At 37.8% G+C, this 22,245-nt stretch carries 16 protein-coding genes; 1 reads left to right on the top strand and 15 read right to left on the bottom strand.

Annotation, left to right across the window (positions count from 1 at the left end; all coding sequences use genetic code 11):
• Window positions 1–162 precede the first annotated feature (162 nt).
• Window positions 163–3,048, bottom strand: a complete 2,886-nt coding sequence (locus IGK27_RS00080; protein ID WP_002356028.1) for a sigma 54-interacting transcriptional regulator — start codon at window positions 3,046–3,048, stop codon at window positions 163–165.
• 252 nt (window positions 3,049–3,300) lie between these two features.
• Here IGK27_RS00080 and IGK27_RS00075 point away from each other — a divergent pair, with 252 nt between their 5' ends.
• Window positions 3,301–4,932, top strand: a complete 1,632-nt coding sequence (locus tag IGK27_RS00075) for an ABC-F family ATP-binding cassette domain-containing protein (protein WP_002359215.1) — start codon at window positions 3,301–3,303, stop codon at window positions 4,930–4,932.
• Window positions 4,933–4,971: 39 nt separating this feature from the next.
• Here IGK27_RS00075 and IGK27_RS00070 read toward each other — a convergent pair whose 3' ends face one another.
• From IGK27_RS00070 to dnaA, 14 genes are all read right to left on the bottom strand, one after another.
• Complete coding sequence (locus tag IGK27_RS00070; protein ID WP_002359214.1) at window positions 4,972–5,841, bottom strand: DegV family protein; 870 nt, start codon at window positions 5,839–5,841, stop codon at window positions 4,972–4,974.
• A 124-nt stretch (window positions 5,842–5,965) separates the two neighbouring features.
• Window positions 5,966–7,258: an adenylosuccinate synthase gene (locus tag IGK27_RS00065; protein WP_002359213.1), complete on the bottom strand. Its 1,293-nt coding sequence runs from the start codon at window positions 7,256–7,258 to the stop codon at window positions 5,966–5,968.
• Between the two features lie 237 nt (window positions 7,259–7,495).
• Window positions 7,496–8,863: a replicative DNA helicase gene (gene dnaB, locus IGK27_RS00060; RefSeq protein ID WP_002381331.1), complete on the bottom strand. Its 1,368-nt coding sequence runs from the start codon at window positions 8,861–8,863 to the stop codon at window positions 7,496–7,498.
• A gap of 273 nt (window positions 8,864–9,136) precedes the next feature.
• Complete coding sequence (rplI, locus tag IGK27_RS00055) at window positions 9,137–9,589, bottom strand: 50S ribosomal protein L9 (protein WP_002356023.1); 453 nt, start codon at window positions 9,587–9,589, stop codon at window positions 9,137–9,139.
• 5 nt (window positions 9,590–9,594) lie between these two features.
• On the bottom strand, window positions 9,595–11,619 hold the full coding sequence (locus IGK27_RS00050) for a DHH family phosphoesterase (protein WP_002363542.1): 2,025 nt from the start codon (window positions 11,617–11,619) through the stop codon (window positions 9,595–9,597).
• A 156-nt stretch (window positions 11,620–11,775) separates the two neighbouring features.
• Window positions 11,776–12,015: a 30S ribosomal protein S18 gene (rpsR, locus tag IGK27_RS00045; RefSeq protein ID WP_002356021.1), complete on the bottom strand. Its 240-nt coding sequence runs from the start codon at window positions 12,013–12,015 to the stop codon at window positions 11,776–11,778.
• A gap of 25 nt (window positions 12,016–12,040) precedes the next feature.
• On the bottom strand, window positions 12,041–12,607 hold the full coding sequence (gene ssb, locus IGK27_RS00040) for a single-stranded DNA-binding protein (protein WP_002364599.1): 567 nt from the start codon (window positions 12,605–12,607) through the stop codon (window positions 12,041–12,043).
• A gap of 44 nt (window positions 12,608–12,651) precedes the next feature.
• Window positions 12,652–12,954 carry a 30S ribosomal protein S6 gene (gene rpsF, locus IGK27_RS00035; protein ID WP_002356019.1) on the bottom strand — a complete coding sequence of 101 codons (303 nt, stop codon included), beginning with the start codon at window positions 12,952–12,954 and terminating at the stop codon, window positions 12,652–12,654.
• Between the two features lie 174 nt (window positions 12,955–13,128).
• Window positions 13,129–15,630, bottom strand: coding sequence for a DNA gyrase subunit A (gene gyrA, locus IGK27_RS00030; RefSeq protein ID WP_002361457.1), 2,502 nt, complete (start codon window positions 15,628–15,630; stop codon window positions 13,129–13,131).
• A 55-nt stretch (window positions 15,631–15,685) separates the two neighbouring features.
• The gene (gyrB, locus tag IGK27_RS00025; protein WP_002359210.1) at window positions 15,686–17,635 is read right to left on the bottom strand and encodes a DNA topoisomerase (ATP-hydrolyzing) subunit B; all 1,950 of its coding nucleotides are present in this window, start codon (window positions 17,633–17,635) and stop codon (window positions 15,686–15,688) included.
• Entirely contained in the window at window positions 17,632–18,759 is a 1,128-nt protein-coding gene (gene recF, locus IGK27_RS00020; protein WP_002356016.1) for a DNA replication/repair protein RecF, read from the bottom strand. The genes gyrB and recF overlap by 4 nt, the downstream gene beginning before the upstream one ends.
• On the bottom strand, window positions 18,746–18,991 hold the full coding sequence (gene yaaA / locus IGK27_RS00015; protein ID WP_002356015.1) for a S4 domain-containing protein YaaA: 246 nt from the start codon (window positions 18,989–18,991) through the stop codon (window positions 18,746–18,748). Before yaaA ends, recF begins: the two co-directional genes overlap by 14 nt.
• A 578-nt stretch (window positions 18,992–19,569) precedes the next feature.
• Window positions 19,570–20,700: a DNA polymerase III subunit beta gene (gene dnaN / locus IGK27_RS00010; RefSeq protein WP_002356014.1), complete on the bottom strand. Its 1,131-nt coding sequence runs from the start codon at window positions 20,698–20,700 to the stop codon at window positions 19,570–19,572.
• Window positions 20,701–20,901: 201 nt separating this feature from the next.
• Window positions 20,902–22,245, bottom strand: coding sequence for a chromosomal replication initiator protein DnaA (gene dnaA, locus IGK27_RS00005; RefSeq protein ID WP_002356013.1), 1,344 nt, complete (start codon window positions 22,243–22,245; stop codon window positions 20,902–20,904).

Here is a 22,245-nt window from a genome sequence, read left to right as displayed (position 1 = left end):
TTTGTCTTTTTACTTAAAAATTTTAGGTAAAAAGGGACACCTTATTATAAGCAAGTTTCGTGCCAACTTTAGTGTATCGGTTCGAAACCTAGAAAATTATAGGTTTTTTTAAGAAAATAAAAAAAACGATACACTAATAAATAGTGTATCGTTTTTTCTGTATTAATCTAGTGTATCAATTTCGGTGATTTTATCTTCGATACACTGAGCATTTTTGACTAACTGTGCGATAAAATAAACTTCTTCTGCTGGAACATCCATATTAAGAGCTTCTTCCATAGTCTCAATTGAGGCCACAATCACTGGATAAATTGGTTCTTGAACCAATCGACCAAGTTCCTTTTCTGAAACCGTCAGTGTATCATTCCGTAAAATACGCTCCAACATGCCCGATGTGTGCATAATCAAATTGATGTAAAATGTGTACTCTTCTGGCATCGCTAATTGGGTTTGGATATTTTTAGCGAATGACCACAACAGATCAATGATTTTTTTTCCATTAATGAAAGTGAAACTTTGCTCCATATATTTTAGACAAATTTCTTTTGCTGCCGCTTCGTCCAACGGCTTATTCATTACTTCTTCTTTCCGCTCTGCTAGTAATTGCTGAATAATTTTTTCTGCTTCACCGGAAAAGAAATTTTCCATGGAAATATAAGGAACTCCAATTTTGGGATTGGTAATCCCAGTTGTCGCAATAATTTCATAGTCTTCTTGAATTTTAGGCAAGACTTCTTTCATATTTACAATGGACAAAGGAATCACTTCTAAATGCCAGTCTATTTGTGGCAAGACAGCTTCCTCAATAAGCTCTTTCATTCGGCGCGCAGTTCCTTCTCCAGAAGCGCAGATAGCAATAATTGCTCTTGTTTTCCAATTTTCAATGATTTGTTTCGTTTCACTTTGGCGAATATCGGCATAGCCATGAAAGTTTTTTAAAGACTCGTGAAGTGTTTCCAATTGCGTATCAATTAATGCGGTTTTGCGGGCCGCTTCAAGAACAATTGGCGTGGTCACCATGTCTACTGTCCGCACATCAATGCCTGTCTGGCGTACAATTTCTTCTGAAAACGTACTTAATGAACCCATATCCACCAATAATAGTACGCCATTCTCTTCATTCACTTCACCAACTGCTTCAACGATTTTACGCAAAGCTTCTTTCGGTGGCATATCTAAAGGCATATCCACAGCCTTCAAATTATCAACATTTAACAATTGAGAAACCACTTGTACCATACTGCTAGCGGTACTATTTCCGTGCGCAGCCACGACAATGCCAATCCGGCCAGCCTCAGGATTTTCTCTTAAAGAAATGAGCAAAACAGCTAAATAGTAACTTTCAGATTCAGGAATCTCCATCTGATAACTACTTTCAATAATATTTTTAATTTCTTTTGCTGTTTCAAACTCTGTTGGATAATCTAAAACCATATTTCGAATACTTTCATTTAAAGGATGCTTAGGATCTTTACCTAATTGGATGCGTTTCAAGAAAGAACTAATGTGTAAACTCATTGCATAAATAAAATTGGGTTGAAACGAATACGATAACCGCTTCGCTGCAAAATTATAAATTTTCTTAGTGACATCAATAATTCGTTGGTCAACAATTTCAGCCAATTTATTTTCTGTATCAAAGGTGAATCCATAATCTTTGTAGAAAGATTTTAAATGAACATTGATATCCGTTGTAATAAAATTATTAATTAGTTCTTGGTCCAAGCCGTCTGCTTTTAAGAGAGCCGCTTTATCTCCAATAATCTCATATAGATTGTAAGGCAATTCATAGGCATCTGACTGAATAGCTACTAAAGATTCATTTGGTGATACCACTAATTGCGGTTCCAGATATTTCGATAACTCCGACAACACTTCTCGATTACTGGCAAGTTGCATAATGCCTTCTTTGATATTGTCCGTTAATTCGTCCATCGTAATCATTAATTCCTCTTGTTCCATCTGATTAAGGAACCCTCGCGCAGTCACAAGTTGCACATTCGATTTTAGCTGACCGACATTTCCATAAGAAACACTTCCAATTAACGCTTTGACCACATCTTCTGACAAAGAGATTCGCCGTTGAATCCGCGCTGCTTCCATTGAAACCATCACTTTTAGGAGGTCAATTTTTTCTTTCGCAGGACGGTCACTAAAGTTCGGTAATTGAATGATAATCGGAATGCGTCGCACAAAAGTATTCAATAAAGAAGAAGTAGGATTCTCCGTCGTAGCACAAATAATCCGAACATCCGCATGATGTGATTTCACTGTTTCACCTAAACGCGCGTACACGCCGTGATCCATAAAATAAAAAATCATTTCTTGTCCTTCGGGTGGTAACCGATGTACTTCATCTAAAAACAGAATGCTGCCATCTGCTTCATCAATAATCCCTTCTTTCGCTTTCGTAGCGCCTGTGAAGGCCCCTTCTACATACCCAAATAAATGCGACATCAAAAGTTCTGGATTATGCGCATAGTCTGCACAGTTAAACACCACAAACTCTTTTTCTTTGGCCACAATTTGGTTCAGCTTCGCAAATTGAAACATGGCATGAGCAAAATAAGTTTTCCCAGAACCTGTTGGTCCAGTAATTAAACAATTCAAGCCTTTTGGCGGATATAAAATCGCTGCTTTGGCTTGTTCCACCGGCGTTTTCATGCTTCCAGCTGAACCGATAATTTTTTTGAAAATATCTTCAACTTCTGGGGTTTTACTTGTCGTGACTACTGGTTCAACCAATGGTTCGATAAAAGTTTTTGTGGAGTGATCCATTGATTTTTCCCGATAACTTTTAACTGGCTTGGTTAATGGTCGATGCTGAAACGCCACCTGCGCGACATATTTTACTGGTCGACCAGATAATTTTTTCAAGCGCCCTTCACGAACCAGTTGATTCAAATCTTTACTAGCATTGGTCCGCTGAATGTTTAAACGTTCTGAAATTTCTTGTGTCGTGACTCCCGCATCACTTGTTAAGGTCATTGGCGTTAAATTCTTCGTTTGCTCTTTAACATATTGATAGATTTTTTCAATCCGCTTCATTTTTGATGGCTCCTTTAATCGATACACTAATTAATTTACATGATACAGTGTATCATTAAAAAAATACACTAAAAACCCTTTCATGAAAAAAATTTCTGTTTCACATGAAACATTTTAAAAAAGCGCCTTTTTTCTATAAAAAACCCACCTTTTTATTCGTTTCTGTAAAAAGATTGAAACTCCTTGAAAAAAGGTTCTGTAGCCGATATAATGCAGAGAGGTTCAAGAATATATTAAAAGCGAGGAAAACAATTGATTACTGTTAATGATGTAAGTTTACAATTTCCAGATCGTAAACTTTTTGAAGAAGTGAATATTAAATTTACTCCTGGCAACTGTTACGGCTTAATCGGCGCAAACGGTGCAGGAAAATCAACGTTTCTTAAAATTTTATCAGGTGAGATTCAACCGACAACTGGCGTAGTTTCAATGGGTCCTAATGAGCGACTAGCAACGCTGAAACAAAATCACTTTGACTACGAAGACTACACTGTTTTAGAAACTGTAATTATGGGACATAAACGTCTTTACGAAGTAATGAAAGAAAAAGATGCTATCTATATGAAAGAAGATTTTTCAGATGAAGATGGGATTCGTGCCGCAGAACTAGAAGGCGAATTTGCTGAACTTGACGGTTGGGAAGCAGAACCTGAAGCAGCTGTTTTACTCCAAGGGCTAAACATTCCAGAAGAATTACATGATCAAAAAATGAGCGAATTAACAGCTGGTCAAAAAGTCAAAGTATTATTAGCTCAATCTCTTTTTGGTAAACCAGATGTCTTACTATTAGACGAGCCGACAAATGGTTTAGACACCCGCTCAATCAATTGGTTAGAAGAATTTTTAATCAACTTTGAAAATACCGTTATCGTGGTTTCCCATGACCGTCATTTCCTAAACAAAGTCTGCACTCACATGGCAGATTTAGACTTTAGTAAAATCAAACTTTACGTTGGTAACTATGATTTCTGGTTGGAATCAAGCCAACTAGCGACAAAATTGCAAGCACAATCTAATGCCAAAAAAGAAGAACAAATCAAAGAATTACAAGACTTTATCGCTCGTTTTAGCGCCAATGCCTCAAAATCAAAACAAGCAACGTCTCGTAAAAAAATGTTAGATAAAATTACCTTAGATGACATTCAACCTTCCTCTCGTCGTTATCCATTCGTTGGCTTTACACCAGAACGTGAAATCGGCAATGACTTATTACAAGTTGAAAATGTCTCTGTAACGATTGATGGCAAAAAAATCTTAGATAATATCTCGTTCAACTTAACAAAAGATGATAAAGTGGCATTCATCGCTGACTCAGATATTACAACGACTACGTTATTCAAAGTGATTATGGGCGAAATTACTCCCGATACAGGTTCTGTTCGTTGGGGCGTTACAACTAGCCAAGCTTATTTACCAAAAGACAACAGCAAAGACTTTGAAGAGCCATTAACCATTTTAGATTGGTTACGTCAATTTGCTGGTAAAGAAGAAGATGACAATACGTTCTTACGTAGTTTCTTAGGTCGGATGTTATTCTCTGGTGAAGAGGTACTAAAACCAGTCAATGTTCTTTCCGGAGGCGAAAAAGTGCGTGTCATGCTTTCAAAATTAATGCTTTCCAAAGCCAATGTCTTAGTTTTAGATGATCCAACGAACCACTTAGACTTAGAATCAATCACTGCGTTAAATGATGGGTTGATGGCTTTCACTGGTTCAATTCTTTTTGCTTCACATGACCACCAATTTATCCAAACATTAGCGAACCGAATTATTGCTGTTTCTGATAAAGGGGTCATTGATCGAGCAGAAACAACCTATGACGAATTCTTGGAAAACCCAGAAATTCAAAAACAAATGGACGTTTTATTCAGTTCAGATTATTAAAAAAATAGAGAAGTCATTAAAAAATGACTTCTCTATTTTTTATTTTCTTTTTTCACCAAAAGAAAACACAGCAATACAACCTATTCCGGTATGACTAGTAATGGTGGGTCCTAGAGGATAAATCAGTATCTCATTAACTTCTATTTCTTTTTCAATTAATTCTTTGACTTTTTCCGCGTCATCTTTCGTTCCCGCATATGCAATCAACAGTGTTTGTTTCATTGGCTCTACAATGCCTTGAATCGTTTCTTGCGCAATCTTTTGCAAGGACTTGTTTCGTCCACGAGTTTTACCAACGGATGCTAGTTTGCCTGCCGCATCCACGCGAATAATTGGTTTAATGTTCATTAAGCCACCAAGTGCTGCCGCTGTTTTAGAAATCCGTCCGCCACGTTCTAAATGTTTTAAATCATCTACCGTTACCCACGAGTGAAGTTTCATTTTTTGCTCTTCAAGATAGGCAACAACTTCTCCTAATGAATGACCATCTGTTTGTAATCGAATGGCTTCTCGGACTAACATCCCTTGACCTAAGCTAGCTGCTTTTGTGTCAATAATATGAATTTCTACATTATCGTACTCTTCTTTTAACATCTCTACTGATTGCAACGCACTTTGATAAGAGCCACTTAACCCAGATGAAAAAGCTAAATAAATCACCGGTAACCCTTGCTCCACAAAAGGACGGAAAAATTCATTGTAGCGTCCTACATTAACTTGAGAGGTAGTGGGCATACTTCCATTTTTAATGGCCGTTAAGAAGTTCTGATAATCAAACGTTTCGCCTAAATCATCGCGATATTCTTTCCCGTCAATTTGAATATTCATGCTAATAAAAGGTACTTGGTTTTCTTTTAAGTATGTATACGGCAAGTCACAACAAGAATCTGTCACTAATTGATAATTCACGGACAATTGCCCCCTTCATGTTTTCTTTTATTTTACCATAGTTTTTCATTTTTATATAAAATTAAAAAAGAACGTAAAGGCTGAACTGGCATAAGCCATCCTTTACGTTCCCTTAAAAATCTGCTTAAATTTGTGCCCAAACGCTTTCTAAAACGTTCGTTTGGTTACGGTCTGGACCTACAGAGAATGTTGAAATGCGCACACCAACTAATTCTGAAATCCGATGCACATAGTTACGAGCATTAGCTGGTAAATCAGCTAAAGTTTTGCAACCAGTGATATCTTCAGACCAACCTGGTAATTCTTCATAAACTGGTTTACAGCGGCTTAATTCTTTCAAGCTTGCTGGATAATGATAAATTAATTCACCATCAAGTTCATAAGCTGTACAAATTTTCACCGTTTCTAAACCACTTAACACGTCAATCGAGTTTAATGACAAGTTCGTAATCCCTGATACACGTTTTGAATGACGCATAACTACTGAATCAAACCAGCCGACACGACGCGGACGTCCTGTTGTTGTTCCGTATTCTTTACCGACACGACGAATGGTTTCTCCTGTTTCATCAAATAATTCTGTTGGGAATGGGCCGTCCCCGACACGTGAAGTGTACGCTTTGCAGACACCAACCACTTTATTAATTTTTGATGGACCAACGCCACTACCGATAGTTACGCCACCAGCTACTGGATTAGAGGAAGTAACAAATGGATAGGTTCCTTGATCGATATCCAACATGACACCTTGTGCCCCTTCAAATAAAACCCGTTTTCCAGCATCTAATGCATCGTTTAAAATAACCGAAGTATCTGTAACATATTGTTTAATTTGTTGTCCGTATTCATAGTATTCTTCAAAAATATCATCAAATTCAATGGCTTCGCTATCAAACATTTTAACGAATTGACGATTTTTTTCTTCTAAGTTGATTTGCAAACGTTCCGCAAAAATTTCTTTATCCAATAAATCAGCGATACGGATTCCCACCCGTGCTGCTTTATCCATGTAGGCTGGGCCAATTCCTTTAATCGTTGTCCCAATCTTGTTTTCACCTTTCGCATCTTCTTGCAATTGATCCAATTTAATATGATACGGCAAAATGACATGGGCACGATCTGAAATACGTAAATTATCAGTGGCAACATTATTTTCTTTTAAATAAGCTAATTCTTTTACTAAAGATTTTGGATTCACAACTACGCCGTTACCAATTACACTAATTTTTTCTTTATAGAAAATCCCTGAAGGAATTAAATGTAATTTATACGTTACGCCGTCGAATTTAATGGTATGTCCGGCGTTATCTCCGCCTTGGTAACGAGCGATCACTTCTGCGTTTTCACTTAGAAAGTCTGTAATTTTTCCTTTACCTTCGTCGCCCCATTGCGTTCCAACAACTACTACTGATGACATTCGAACACCTCGTTCATAATTTTTTTGTCCTGAATCATTGTACCAGTAAAACCAGTCCCTTTCAAGGGTAAAAATCGAATATTCTTTCACAATCAAAAGCGTTTCTGTCAAAAATACGAACATTTTTAGTTATGTTTTTGTAAAATAATAAAATATACGAATATTGTTCGTGTTTTACTCTCTGATTTTAATCCCTTAATAAGCAAAAAAACGAACTCAAAAAATGAGTTCGTTTTTTTAAAATTCTGTCCTCGGCGAAAGCGAAGAAAATTTATTATATTCTTTAATGAAAAGTAATTCGACCGTTCCACGCGCACCACTACGGTTTTTCTCAATGATGACCTCTACAACATTATCAACTTCTGGTGGCTCATGATCGCCGTCTTCTCCTTCACCACGATCATAGTAATCATCACGATAAAGAAAGGCAACGATATCGGCATCTTGCTCAATGGAACCTGACTCACGAATATCACTTAACACAGGACGTTTATCTTGACGTTGTTCCACGCCACGAGAAAGCTGTGACAAAGCAATAACTGGGACTTTTAATTCTTTCGCTAATTTTTTTAATTGACGTGAAATATCAGAAACCTCCTGTTGGCGGTTCTCTTTTCCAGTTCCTTCAATCAATTGTAGGTAGTCGATCAAAATTAGACCTAGGTTGCCTTTTTCTTGTGCTAATTTACGACATTTCGCACGAATTTCGGTAATTTTAATCCCTGGTGTGTCATCAATATAGATATTCGCACGGGACAAACTGCCCATCGCAATAATTAAGTTTTGCCATTCTTCTTCAGATAATTGTCCTGTTCTTAAATGGCTGGCCTCAATGGATCCTTCTGCACAAAGCATCCGGTTCACTAATGATTCTGCCCCCATTTCTAAACTAAAAATAGCGACAGCTTTATCTGTTTTGGTGCCGACATTTTGGGCAATATTTAATGCAAAAGCGGTTTTCCCTACCGCTGGACGGGCCGCTAAAATAATTAGCTCTTCCGCTTGCAAGCCGGCAGTCATTTTATCCAATGCTTGATAGCCTGTAGGTAAACCAGTAATCTCTTCATCATTTTGGTATAATTGGTCAATATTCGCAATAGTTGTATTTAGAACATCTGAAATTGATAAAAAGCCACTACGATTCCGCTTTTCGGAGACTTCTAAAATGCTTCGTTCTGCATCATCCAAAATAGATTCAACATCTTCACCTTGCTCAAAGCCTTTAGTTACAATCTCTGTAGCGGTTTGGATTAAGTTGCGCAGCAACGATTTTTGTTCAACAATTTTTGCATAATAAATGACATTGGCAGCTGTCGGTACAGCTAAAGCTAAATCTGACAGATAACTTAGTCCGCCAACATCTTCTAACAAATTCTCTTGTTCTAGGCGATCTTTGATTGTTACCACATCAATCGCTTCATTTCGGTCGCTTAAGGTCATCATCGTTTGGAAAATCAACTGATGACTACGACGATAGAAATCTTTAGGTTCCACATATTCCATCGCTTCTATTAGCACATCTGCATCTAAGAAAATAGAACCTAAAACGGCTTGTTCCGCTTCAATATTTTGTGGCGGTACCCTATCTTGCAATAATTCATTCATTTTGTTCTCTCCCACGATGTCTTACTTTCTGGTTCATTTAGTCTATCCATTTTAACACAATTTCATTAAAAAAAGTACATTTTTTCTCTGCTGATTTCTCTATTTTTAGTTCACTTTCCAATTTTAAAAAATACACAACTAATAAAAATATAATACTTCCGTTAATTTAAAGTGTTATTCATTTTATTTTAAAAAAACAATAAAAATAAACCTGGTAATTTATTTGGCATAAAAAAGAAGCCGGAGAAATCGGCTTCTTTTTTATCGATTGTATCATTCCGCTACGACATGAACCTTAATTTTCGCTGTAACTTCATGATGTAGTTTGACTGGTACGTTAGTGTAACCTAGAGAACGAATTGGGTTGGCTAATTCGATTTTGCGTTTATCCAATTTTACATTGTATTGTTTGTTTAAGGCTTCTGCAATTTGTTTTGAAGGAATTGAGCCAAATAAACGGCTGTCTTCTCCAGCTTTTGCCTTGATCTCTACAACAGTCTTTTCATCTTCTAAAAAGGCTTGCATTTCTTTTGCTTGTGCTAAAACTTCTGCTTCATGTTTTTCTTGGGCTTTCTTTTGACCCGCTAACGCACTCATGCTCCCTTTATTGGCTTCTTTCGCATAACCATTTTTAATTAAAAAGTTTTGGGCGTAACCAGTTGGCACTTCTTTTACGTCCCCTTTTTTTCCTTTTCCTTTAACGTCTTGTAAAAAAATGACTTTCATTTCCTTCACTCCTGTTCATACATTTCATTAATATTTTGACGAATTACATCAAGTAGTTGCTCTTTTACTTCTGCTACTGTTACGTTTGATAATTGTACTGCCGCATTAGTAAAGTGACCGCCACCACCTAAATTTTCCATAATAATTTGGACATTAATTGAACCATTACTCCGAGCACTAATGCCAATCTGTTGATCCGTCCGCTTGGTAATGACAAATGCTGCATTAATCCCTGCCATAGAAAGTAATGTGTCCGCTGTTTTGGCAGCTGTGACACTATCATATTCTTTGTCTTCACTCCCGGCAACAACGACGGTATCTTTTGTGACATATTCGCTTTTAGAGATTAAGTTGTTCATTTCCAGATAGCTTGTAAGATCAGAACTTAATAGATATTGTACTAAAGATGAGTCTGCTCCACAAGTTCGTAAATAACTAGCCACATCAAATGTTCGCGCCGTCGTTCGTGTATTGAAACTTTTCGTATCAACCACAATTCCCGCCAACATCATGGTTGCTTCAAAGGCCTGCAGTTTATTTGCGCTATTACTTTGGTATTCGATCAATTCTGTGACTAATTCTGAAGCAGAAGAGGCAGAAGATTCAATATAAGAAAGCAAGGGTTTTGCTGGAAATTCGTCTCCTCGTCGATGGTGATCAATGATTACTACTTTATCAAAACGCTCATAGAGCTCTTGTGAGATCGATAGAGACGGTTTATGGTAATCTACCATAACTAATAAGCTACTTTCTTTCTTGCGCTTCATGGCCTCTTTAGGACTAATAATGCGCTCTTCTAATTCTGGGTACTCTTTAATCGCCTCTAACACTCTTTTGACATCGGGAATGATTTCATTTTCATCTAAAACAATCCACGCTTTTCGATTATTAAACGAGGCTAAACGAGCAACACCAAATGCTGAACCTAACGCATCCATATCTGGATAACGATGGCCCATAATATAGATGTCAGCTGATTCCGCAATAATTCCCTTAATTGCCATGCTCATTGCGCGAGAACGTACTTGGGAACGTTTCGTCGTTACTGCCGTTTTTCCACCAAAAAATAACGGCTTCGCTTCATCTTTGGCTTCTTTTACAACCACTTGATCGCCGCCACGTACTAAAGCTGTATCTAGGTTCGTTTGAGCCGTGGTCCCGGTTTGATCTAAGGTTGGCCCCCCATAAGCAATCCCCATGCTTAACGTAATGGCTACTTCATGGTTAGCTGATTCCTTACGGATCGTATCCAAAATAGAAAATTTTTCGTCCATCATTTTTTGAATATCTTCCCATTGGGCAATGAAAAAATAACGTTCTGCGTTGATTCGCTTATAAAAAACTTTGTATTGGTCCATCCAATCAGAAACCATCGTCGTAATGAAACTATTCAAATAAGAAATTTCTTTCTCATCCATTGTATCGGTGACATCATCATAATTATCGACAGACACAATGCCAATAGCCGTTTGCATTTCGACTTTTTCTTGATACAAATTACTTTCTTTAGTGATATCTTCAAAAGTAATTGTATGTTGTTCTTTATTGACGCTAAAGCGATAGGTATTTTCGTCAATCGTAAAAATATCTTGGTTTCGTTCTGCTAATTCTAAATAAGACGTCACTTGGCTAGCGGTTAACGTTAGCTGATTGTCTTTATTAAAAATAGAAGCAGCATAAGGATTAAGCCATTCTACCGCGCGTGTTTCCCCGTTATACGTAATAATTCCCACAGGTACTTCATTTACAACATAATCCAACGATTGTTCAGCAATGGAACTTGCTTCTTGAATCTTTTCTACGTTCGTAATTTCTACATCTCTAATCAACAGCCGAATAACCACTAAGAGAAAGATATCTAATGCGATAATTACCGCCAATAGCAGCCATTTATTTGTTAGTAAGAAATAGAGGAGAAATTCTACTAAGAGAAGACCCACAACAATTAAGAAACCGTTTTTTTGAATTCTCTTCTTTTGCATTTTTTTGCCTCCAATCTTTCTGCAGACCTTTGAGGCGACTTGTTCCAACGAGCATATTGCTCTGGTGATTCACTAGTTATTTCATCCCTTATTTTATCACAAAACACTTCATTCTGCGAACCTTGTTATGTTTCACGTGAAACACTAGTCAAGATAAAAAAGAACCAAAGAGCAAGCTCTTTGGTTCTGGAAATTGTCATAAAATTATTGTTCGTCACTAACGAATGGTAATAATCCCATGATACGTGCGCGTTTAATAGCAATCGTTAATTTACGTTGGTTTTTAGCGCCAGTACCTGTAACACGACGTGGTAAAATTTTGCCACGTTCTGAAATGAATCGTTTTAACAATTCAGTATCTTTATAGTCGATGTATTCGATGTGGTTTGCTGCGATGTAGTCGACTTTCCGACGTTTACGTCCGCCTCTTCTTTGTTGTGCCATTCTTGTTCCCTCCTATCAAATTCGTTTAGAATGGTAAATCATCATCTGAAATGTCGATAGATGAACCTGAGCCACCAAATGGATCAGAATCTTTATCGAAATCAGGCATACCGTTATTGTTTTGCGACTGAGAAGATGATGGATTGAAACTATTGTTGTTGTTATTAAATCCAGAACCGGCATTGTTATTACCAAAGCTACGATTTTGTGATTGATAACCATTTTCGTTGTTATTAAAGCTACCGCCGCCAGTTCCTCTTTGTTCTGAAGCAGAACGAGATTCTAACAATTGGAAGTTTTCACAAACCACTTCAGTTACGTAGACACGTTGACCTTGTTGGTTCTCGTAGTTACGAGTTTGAATTCTTCCGACAACACCTAATAATGTACCTTTACGGGCATAATTAGCCATTGTTTCTGCGGGTTTACGCCAAATCACACAGTTGATAAAGTCTGCTTCACGGTCACCATTTTGATTCGTAAAGTTACGGTTTACAGCAAGTGTAAAGGTCGCAACAGCTGAACCACTAGCGGTGTAACGTAAGTCAGGATCTTTTGTCAATCTTCCGACTAATACAACGTTATTAATCATTCAAAACATCTCCTTTCGTCAATAAATGTTTCATGTGAAACAAATTATGCTTCTACCTTCACGATCATATGACGGATAATATCGTCATTGATTTTTGCTAAACGATCAAACTCGTTGATTGCGCCAGCTGTTGATGGAGAAGTAACATTAACGATATGATAGATGCCTTCACGGAATCCGTTCATTTCATATGCTAAGCGGCGTTTTTCCCAATCTTTAGATTCGATAACTTCTGCTCCGTTATCTTTTAAGATTGTGTCGAAACGTTCTACTAAAGCAGTTTTTGCTTCTTCATCAATGTTCGGACGAATAATGTACATGATTTCGTACTTCGTATCTTGACTCATTGATTTTCACCTCCCTATGGACTTCAAGGCTCTTAGTTGGCTAAGAGCAAGGAGAACATACCTAAAAAGGTAGTTCACAATCTCTAATTATATGCTAATTGATGGACAAAAGCAAGAAATAGTTTTGAAAAGCCCCAATAAAAAAGTTTCGCCAACTGGCGAAACTTTTTTATGTTATTCTTCTGTTTCTGATGTTGTTTCGTTTTCTGTTGTTTCTACAACTTCAACGATTTCTTCTTCCACTTCTTCTGGTTCTACAACAGCCATTGTTACCACTTTGGCACCATCTTCCATTCTCATTAAACGAACCCCTAATGTTGCGCGTCCTGTTTGAGAAACAGAATCAACGTTAAAGCGGATAATGACGCCTTTGTTCGTAATCAATAAGATATCTTCATCCCCATTGACCGTGGTTAAACCAGCTAATGGACCATTTTTCTCAGTGATATTTGCTGTCTTAATCCCTTTACCGCCACGTCCTTTAACTGGATATTCAGAAGCTTTTGTACGCTTACCATAACCATTTTCAGTAATGACTAGGACTTCTTTATTTTCATCCAGAATCGCTGCGCCGACCACATAATCATTTTCGCGGAGACGGATTCCCCGAACGCCTGATGCTGTCCGGCCCATATCACGTACAGTATTTTCATCAAATGTGACAGAGTATCCTGCATGTGTTCCGATAATCATCTTCTGATTGCCATTAGTCGTTACCACGTTAACTAACTCATCATCTTCTTTTAAGCTAATGGCGATTAATCCATTACTACGGATATTAGAAAAGGCTGTTACGGCTGTCCGTTTGACGGTTCCTTTTAAGGTTGTGAAGAACAAGTATTTACCTGCTTCCGCTTTGCCCTCAACAGAAATAATCGCTTGAATTTTTTCTGCAGAATCAATTCCCAGTAAGTTAATCACTGGAATTCCTTTTGCTGTTCTACCGTATTCAGGGATTTCGTAACCTTTTGCTCGGTAAACTTTCCCAGTGTTCGTAAAGAATAATAACGTGTCATGTGTTGAACAAGAAACTAGGTTTTTCACGAAATCATCATCATGAACGCCCATGCCTTGGACACCACGTCCGCCGCGGCGTTGCGCCCGGAATTCGGAGTTTGCCATCCGCTTAATGTAGCCGTTATTGGTTAATGTAATCACGACTTCTTCTTCTTCGATTAAATCTTCATCTTCAAGACTTAAGACTTCACCTACTAATAATTCTGTGCGTCGTGCATCACCAAATTTTGTGCGAACGTCATTTAACTCTGTTTTAATGATTTCAATGACGCGTTCTGGGCGGGCTAAAATGTCCTCTAAGTCCGCAATGAATTTCAATAGCTCTTGATATTCATTTTCAATTTTGTCGCGTTCTAAGCCTGTTAAACGGCGTAAACGCATATCTAAAATCGCTTGCGCTTGACGATCTGAAAATTCAAAGCGTTCAATTAACGTTGCTTTTGCTTCGTCATCTGATTGTGATCCACGGATAATGGCAATGATTTCATCGATATGATCTAAGGCAATTCGTAGACCTTCTAAAATATGCGCCCGTGCTTCTGCTTTGTTTTTGTCAAAAATCGTCCGGCGAGTAATGACTTCTTTTTGGTGCTCGACGTAGTTTTCTAAAATACGTTTCAAGCTTAAAATTTTCGGTACGCCTTTTTCAATGGCTAACATGTTAAAACCAAAAGATGTTTGTAAGGCAGTCATTTTGTACAAGTTGTTTAACACAACAGAGGCACTCACATCTCGACGAACATCGATGACGATCCGCATGCCTTCACGAGAAGATTCATCCCGCAAATCAGTAATTCCTTCAATTCGTTTATCTCTGTGTAATTCAGAAATTCGTTCGATTAATTTGGCTTTATTCACCATATAAGGCAATTCAGTTACTAAAATCCGTTCTTTTCCATTCGGCATTTCAGTCAATTCAACTTTTGCACGAACAGTAATCGAACCTTTCCCTGTTTCATATGCTCGGCGAATCCCTGATTTCCCCATCACTAAACCGCCTGTTGGAAAATCTGGTCCAGGTAACACTTCCATCAATTCATTCGTCGTTACATCAGGATTGTCCATCAATAAACTTGTTGCATCAATCACTTCACTTAAATTATGTGGTGGAATATTTGTTGCCATCCCCACCGCAATCCCCGTTGTTCCGTTAACTAGTAAGTTTGGAAAACGAGCAGGTAAAACTACTGGTTCTTGTTCTGAATCATCATAGTTTCCTTGGAAATCGACTGTATTTTTGTTAATATCTCGTAGCATTTCTAAAGCAATTTTACTCATACGTGCTTCGGTATAACGCATAGCGGCAGCGCCGTCACCATCGACAGAACCGAAGTTTCCGTGGCCGTCAACTAACATAGCCCGATAACTAAAAGGTTGTGCCATCCGCACCATTGATTCGTAAATCGCACTGTCCCCATGGGGATGATATTTACCCATAACATCCCCAACAATCCGGGCTGATTTTTTGTGTGGTTTATCAGGGGTTACCCCTAATTCGTTCATTCCATATAAGATTCGGCGATGAACAGGTTTTAAACCGTCACGAACGTCAGGTAACGCGCGGGCTACGATAACACTCATTGCGTAGTCAATGAAAGATTCTTTCATTTCGCTGGTCAGATTGACGTCTTGAATGTTTTCTTTAATTTCTTCACTCATGAATTTTTTCCCCTCTAAATATATGTTCTAGCGTCTCTTACAACGTTGCGACACATTAAATATCCAAGTTTTTCACGTAATGGGCATTTTCTTCGATAAACGCACGACGTGGTTCCACACGATCGCCCATTAGCATTTCAAAAATTTGGTCAGCTTCAATGGCATCATCGACACTCACTCGCGCCATTAATCGTTTTTCTGGGTCCATTGTTGTTTCCCAAAGTTGGTGATCATCCATTTCACCCAACCCTTTGTAACGTTGAACACTTGGTTTTGGTGAAGCAGGTAATTCTTCTAACACTTTTGCTAGTTCCTCTTCAGCATGTTTGCCTGGTTGAACGTAGGTGATGTTTTTCCCTTGTTTCACACCATATAGTGGTGGTTGGGCAATATACACATAACCAGCTTCAACAATTGGCCGCATGAAGCGATAGAACAAGGTTAATAACAACGTTCGAATATGCGCACCATCGACATCGGCATCGGTCATAATCACTAGTTTGTGATAACGTGCTTTAGAAACATCGAAATCTTCGCCGAAGCCTGTTCCCATAGCTGTAAATAATGACCGAATTTCTTCATTGGCTAAAATTTTATCCATGCTGGCTTTCTCAACATTCAAGATTTTCCCACGAATTGGTAAAATGGCTTGGAATTCACGGCTACGGCCTTGTTTTGCTGAACCGCCGGCCGAGTCTCCTTCGACGATAAATAATTCGCATTTTTCCGGATCTTTACTTGAGCAATCAGCCAACTTCCCTGGCAAGTTGCTAATTTCTAACGCGCCTTTACGACGGGTGACTTCACGGGCTCTTTTAGCGGCTAAACGAGCTTTTGAGGCCAACATACCTTTTTCGACAATTTGTTTGCCGACTGTTGGATTTTCCATTAAGAATTTTGTAAAGTATTCTGAGAATAAACGATCCGTAACGGTCCGTACTTCTGAGTTCCCTAATTTCGTTTTCGTTTGTCCTTCAAATTGAGGATCTGGATGTTTGATGGAAACCACTGCGGTTAAACCTTCACGAACATCTTCCCCAGTTAATTTTTCATCGTTTTCTTTCATCAATTTTTGTTTACGTGCATAGTCATTAATCACACGTGTTAAAGAAGTTTTAAAACCAGATTCATGCGTTCCGCCTTCATAAGTATGAATATTGTTGGCAAAACTTAAAATATTTGAGTGGTAGCCATCTGTATACTGCATTGACACTTCCACTGTAATATCTTGTTGCTCTCCTTCAATGAAGATTGGCTCTGGGAAAATAACGTCTTTATTGGCATTTAAATGCTCAACATAACTCTTAATCCCGCCTTCATAGTGATACTCTTTTTTATCTTCTTGTCCTTCACGACGGTCTTCAATTGAAATGTGTAAGCCTCGATTTAAAAAGGCTAATTCACGAACCCGTGTTGCTAATTTATCAAAATCATAAACGGTTGTTTCTGTAAAAATTTCAGGATCTGGAATAAAGTGAACAGTAGTTCCGTGACGATCCGTTTCTTCGATAACTTTTAGGTCATCAACAACCGCACCACGACGATATTCTTGGTAATACACTTTGCCATCTTTATAAACACGAACATCTAAACTGGTCGATAAAGCATTAACAACAGAGGAACCAACACCGTGCAAGCCACCTGATACTTTATAGCCGCCACCGCCAAATTTCCCGCCGGCATGTAGCACTGTAAACACTGTTTCCACAGCTGGGCGACCTGTTTTGGCTTGAATCCCGACTGGAATTCCACGACCATCATCGATAACAGTAATACTATCGTCTGGTTCGATAATTACTTGAATTGATTTAGCAAATCCTGCTAAGGCTTCGTCGATAGAGTTGTCAACGATTTCCCATACTAAGTGGTGTAACCCTTCGCCACTAGTAGAACCTATGTACATACCAGGACGTTTCCGGACAGCTTCTAAGCCCTCCAAAACTTGAATCTGACTAGCGTCATATTCTTGCGCACGTTCTCTCATGTTTTTTTCTTCTTCTGTCATGTCGCTGAATTCCTTTCTATCTTGCCTTGTTGAACATAAAAAATATCTGGTTCAACTGTTAGCTTGTCTTTTATGTGATCTAAACTAGTTGTCGTTAAGAACGTTTGAACTTTGCCTTCAATCGTTTCTAACAAGTGAATTTGACGTTCATTATCTAATTCACTCATGACATCATCTAGTAATAACACAGGATATTCTCCTGTTTCTGAATGCATCAAATCAATCTCTGCCAATTTAATACTTAAAGCTGTCGTCCGCTGTTGGCCTTGTGAGCCATACGTTTGAACATTTTGACCATTGACAATAAATAGCAAATCGTCACGATGAGGGCCTAAAAAAGTATTCGCTTTAAACAATTCACGCTTACGATTGTTCATTAATTGTTGGAGCAATTGATTTTGAAGTGCTTCTAAGGAAAGATCCGTGTTGTCAATTGGGATGCTTGATGCGTAGTCAATGGTGAGCGTTTCGCGTCCATGACTAATTTTTTGATGGAGTAAGTTTGCCCAGTGTTCTAATTTTTTAAGAAAACCTAACCGAGCGTATAGAACTTTCCCGCCAAATTCAGCTAGCTGCTCTGTCAAAATATCCAGATAAACAGTATCTGTTTGTTTCTTTTCAGCTAGTTGTTTTAGGTATTGGTTCCGTTGCTTTAAAACAGACTGATATTGGACAAGATCATAAAGATAAATAGGACTCACTTGTCCGAGTTCCATGTCAATAAATTTCCGGCGGACTTGAGGTGAGCCTTTCACCAAAGATAAATCTTCTGGGGCAAATAAAATAACATTCAATTGCCCAATGTACGCACTGAGCCTTTTTTGCTCAATGTGGTTAACCTTGGTTTTACGTCCTTTGTTGGAAATTAAAATTTCCAACGGCACGGTGCCTGTCTTTTTTTCAACCACACCGCTAATTTTAGCTGCTGCTTGTTCCCAGCCAATTAATTCTTTTTCATTGCTGGTTCGATGACTTCGTGTCATTGCTAGAACATAAATGCTTTCTAACAAGTTGGTTTTTCCTTGGGCGTTTTCGCCTAAAAAAAGATTTAACGTTTTTGGAAAATCTAAGCTGACTGTTTCATAATTACGATAATGCTGAAGTGTCAGCTCATTCAGCCGCATCGTCGGACTCGTTTCCGTTTTTCACCATAAAAAAAGTACCTTCTTCAGGTATCTCAATCATCATGCCCGCATAAAGTTTCCGTCCGCGACGATTTTCCAACTCGCCATCAACAAACACGCTATTGTCTGCCAAATACCATTTGGCTTGGCCGCCACTACCAATGACGTTGATTTCTTTAAGAAACTGACCAAGCGTTATATACTCAGTTGCTAAAACAAACGTTTTTTTCAATGTGCATCCCTCTTTTTTCTAATACGTTCTCATATATATTATACCCTTTTTCATAAGAGAAAACAAATTTATCTGTCTAATTTTCATTCTAAGCAATTTTAATTCTAAATGACCGAAAATATTATTAGGATAAAAAAACTCTTAAAAAGCATTTTAAAACGGAAATTGATATTTTCTTGAGAAAAAAGGGGCCTGATTTGGCAGAAATGACGAGTAGCGTTTAACTAAAAAACAATTAGGGGTAACTCAAAGACAAACGAAGAGGGCGCGCAATGAAGAAAAGTAGCTTGTAGAGGTCTGAGCGTCGTTTTAAGCAACGTAAACTTCTTTCACTAGGAAATATTCATAAAAAATGAACAGCCCTTAAACGAAAAATTAAAGGGCTTTTTTCTTTATCCATGAAAAAAAAGGCAGAATTTATTCGTCAAACGATAGTTCAAACATTCACAATTATATTAGCGTAAAAGCTATTCTAGTTATAAAAAGCTTATCTAGCAGCGTTTATCGTCTTTAAACAGACGACAAAAAAGAACCTTCGGCGATCATAGTGATTTTCCGAAGGTCTTTTTTAAACATGATTAATTTGTACGAACCGGTGTAATTAGTTGAATGAAATCTAGTTCTGTTTCGGTTGGCTCCAATGTAAACGGACGAATTGGAGAAAGGAATTTCACGGTAATATTCATATCGCCAAACGCTCGCAACGCATCTTTCATATAATCTGGGTTGAAAGAAATATCCAACGCTTCACCAGAAACATTTTCATAGTTTAAAGCTTCTTCGACTTTTCCAATTTCAGGTGAATTTCCATATAAAACAACAGAGTCTGGTGAAATTGAAAGGCGAACAATATTGTTACGTCCTTCATGAGAAAGTAAAGAGGCACGTTCGATTGCTGAAAGCAATTCTGGTACATAAAATTCAATTTGCGTGTTATGGCTAGTTGGAATTAAACGGTTGGTATCAGGATAATTTCCTTCTAACAAACGAGAATAGAAGTACATTGTTTCTGTTTTAAATAGCACTTGGTTTTCCATAATGCTGATTTCAACCATTTCTTCTTCATTGGTTAATGAACGAGAAAGTTCAGTTAAACTTTTTCCTGGAATTACAATGTTAAAGTCTTCTACTGCTTGTTCTGTCGGGATCACACGTTGACTTAAACGATGTGAATCTGTCGCAACGGCAAGTAATTTTTGATTTTCTAAAATAAAGTGAACCCCAGTTAAAATTGGACGACTTTCGTGCATCGATACAGCAAAACCTGTTTCACTAATAATTTTTGTCAATAAATGAACAGGTAATTTCATTTGGTTTTGAGTATCAATTACTGGTAAGTGCGGATAATTATCAGCATCTAATCCATTAACCGTAAAATCAGCTTTTCCTGAAGTAATTGCAACTTGATTGTTATCTAGAACTTCCATTGTGAACATATCTTCTGGTAATTTACGAATAATTTCGCCAAAGAAACGAGATTGTAAAACGATGCTACCTGTGCGTTCAATGGTCATTTGAGCTTTTTCATCGTCTTTACTTAAAAAACTTTCAATTGAAATATCCGCGTTACTCCCAGTAAGTGATAAGCCATCTTCTGATAACACAATTTTAACACCTGTTAAGATTGGAATCGTTGTTTTAGAAGAAATTGCTCGTTGAACAGTTTGTAATTCTTGTAAAAAGACACTTCGTTTGACCGTTAATTTCATAATGTAAACTCCTTTTTAAGTATTTTCAATACGTTCTAATTTTGTACGCCACTGTTTTGTATATTATATATAAATAAATAATAAAAGTAATAGGGCATGTTGATTCTGTGGAAAAGTCAAAAAAGCATTGATTTTACTAAGTTATCCACTTGTGTATAAGTTGTGGATAACTTTGTTCTTTTTTGTTTAGTTTTCCACATCCTAAGAGTTCAATAAATTTTTAATTTCACTGACTTCTTTTTGAATCGCTGGATCTTTTTCCAATAATTGCTGAATCTTTTCGTGCGCATGAATCACCGTTGTATGATCTTTGCCGCCAAATTCGGCACCAATTTTTGGCAAGGAATTGTCGGTCATTTCTCTAGCAAGATACATTGAGATTTGACGAGGAACCACAATTGTTTTCACCCGTTTTTTCCCTTTTAAATCTTTAAGAGGCACATGATAATATTTGGATACTTCTTCTTGAATTTGTAAAATGGACAATTGATTTTTACTACCAACTGATTTTAGAGATTTCAAGGCGTCCGCCGCTAAACTAGTGGTAATATCTTCTCCATTAATAGTTGCAAAGGCTTGAACACGGACCAAAGCACCCTCTAATTCACGGATGTTGGAATCAATTTGACCAGCGATATAACTTAGTGTATCATCCGGAATTTCTAAACGCTCGGCATCTGCTTTTTTGCGCAAAATTGCAATCCGTGTTTCTAAATCAGGCGGGGTGATATCGACAGACAAACCCCAAGCAAAGCGAGAAACTAATCGTTCAGGTAATTTTGGAATATCATTCGGCGGGCGATCACTTGTTAAAACAATTTGTTTATTTTCATTGTAAAGATCGTTGAAGGTATGGAAAAATTCTTCCAATGTTGCTTCTTTTTCCGCCAAAAATTGAATATCATCGACTAATAATAAGTCAACATTGCGATATTCTTTCCGAAATTGTTCGGATGTCTTTGTTTGAATTGAGTTGATAAATTCATTCGTAAACGTTTCGCTACTAACATATTTGACTTTGGCATCTGGTTGATTCACTAACATTTGATGACCAATAGCATGCATCAAATGGGTTTTCCCTAACCCTACACCACCATAGAAGAAAAGGGGATTGTAAATCGAACCTGGATCCTCGGCAACAACAAGCGCTGCAGCATGAGCCATTTGGTTTCCTTTACCAATAACGAAGGTGTCGAAAGTGTACTTAGGATTAAGCATCGCTTTTTTACTTTGTTCACTAAAAACAACTTCTTCTTCGGCAGGTTCTTCGAGTTCTTGTGCCAGTGCTGCGTCTTTTTCATCGGCAACAACAAAATGGGGCATCACTTCTGCACCGGTCAATTTAAATCCAGTTTCGACAATTTTTGCCGAAAGATTTTTTTCCCAGTAATCACGATGAACTGCAGAAGGGACTTCTAGCCACAATTGATTGTTGTCTAATTTCAAAGGGCGTGTGGTTTTAATCCAAGCATCAAAACTTGGCGCCGACAAAATCGCTTGATAGGCTTCTTCAAGGCTATGCCAAAAACTTTCCACGTCGGGCAT

This window comes from Enterococcus sp. DIV0236 (genome assembly GCF_050558525.1).
Classification (GTDB): domain Bacteria; phylum Bacillota; class Bacilli; order Lactobacillales; family Enterococcaceae; genus Enterococcus; species Enterococcus faecalis.
This window is presented reverse-complemented; position numbering and strand designations above follow the sequence as displayed.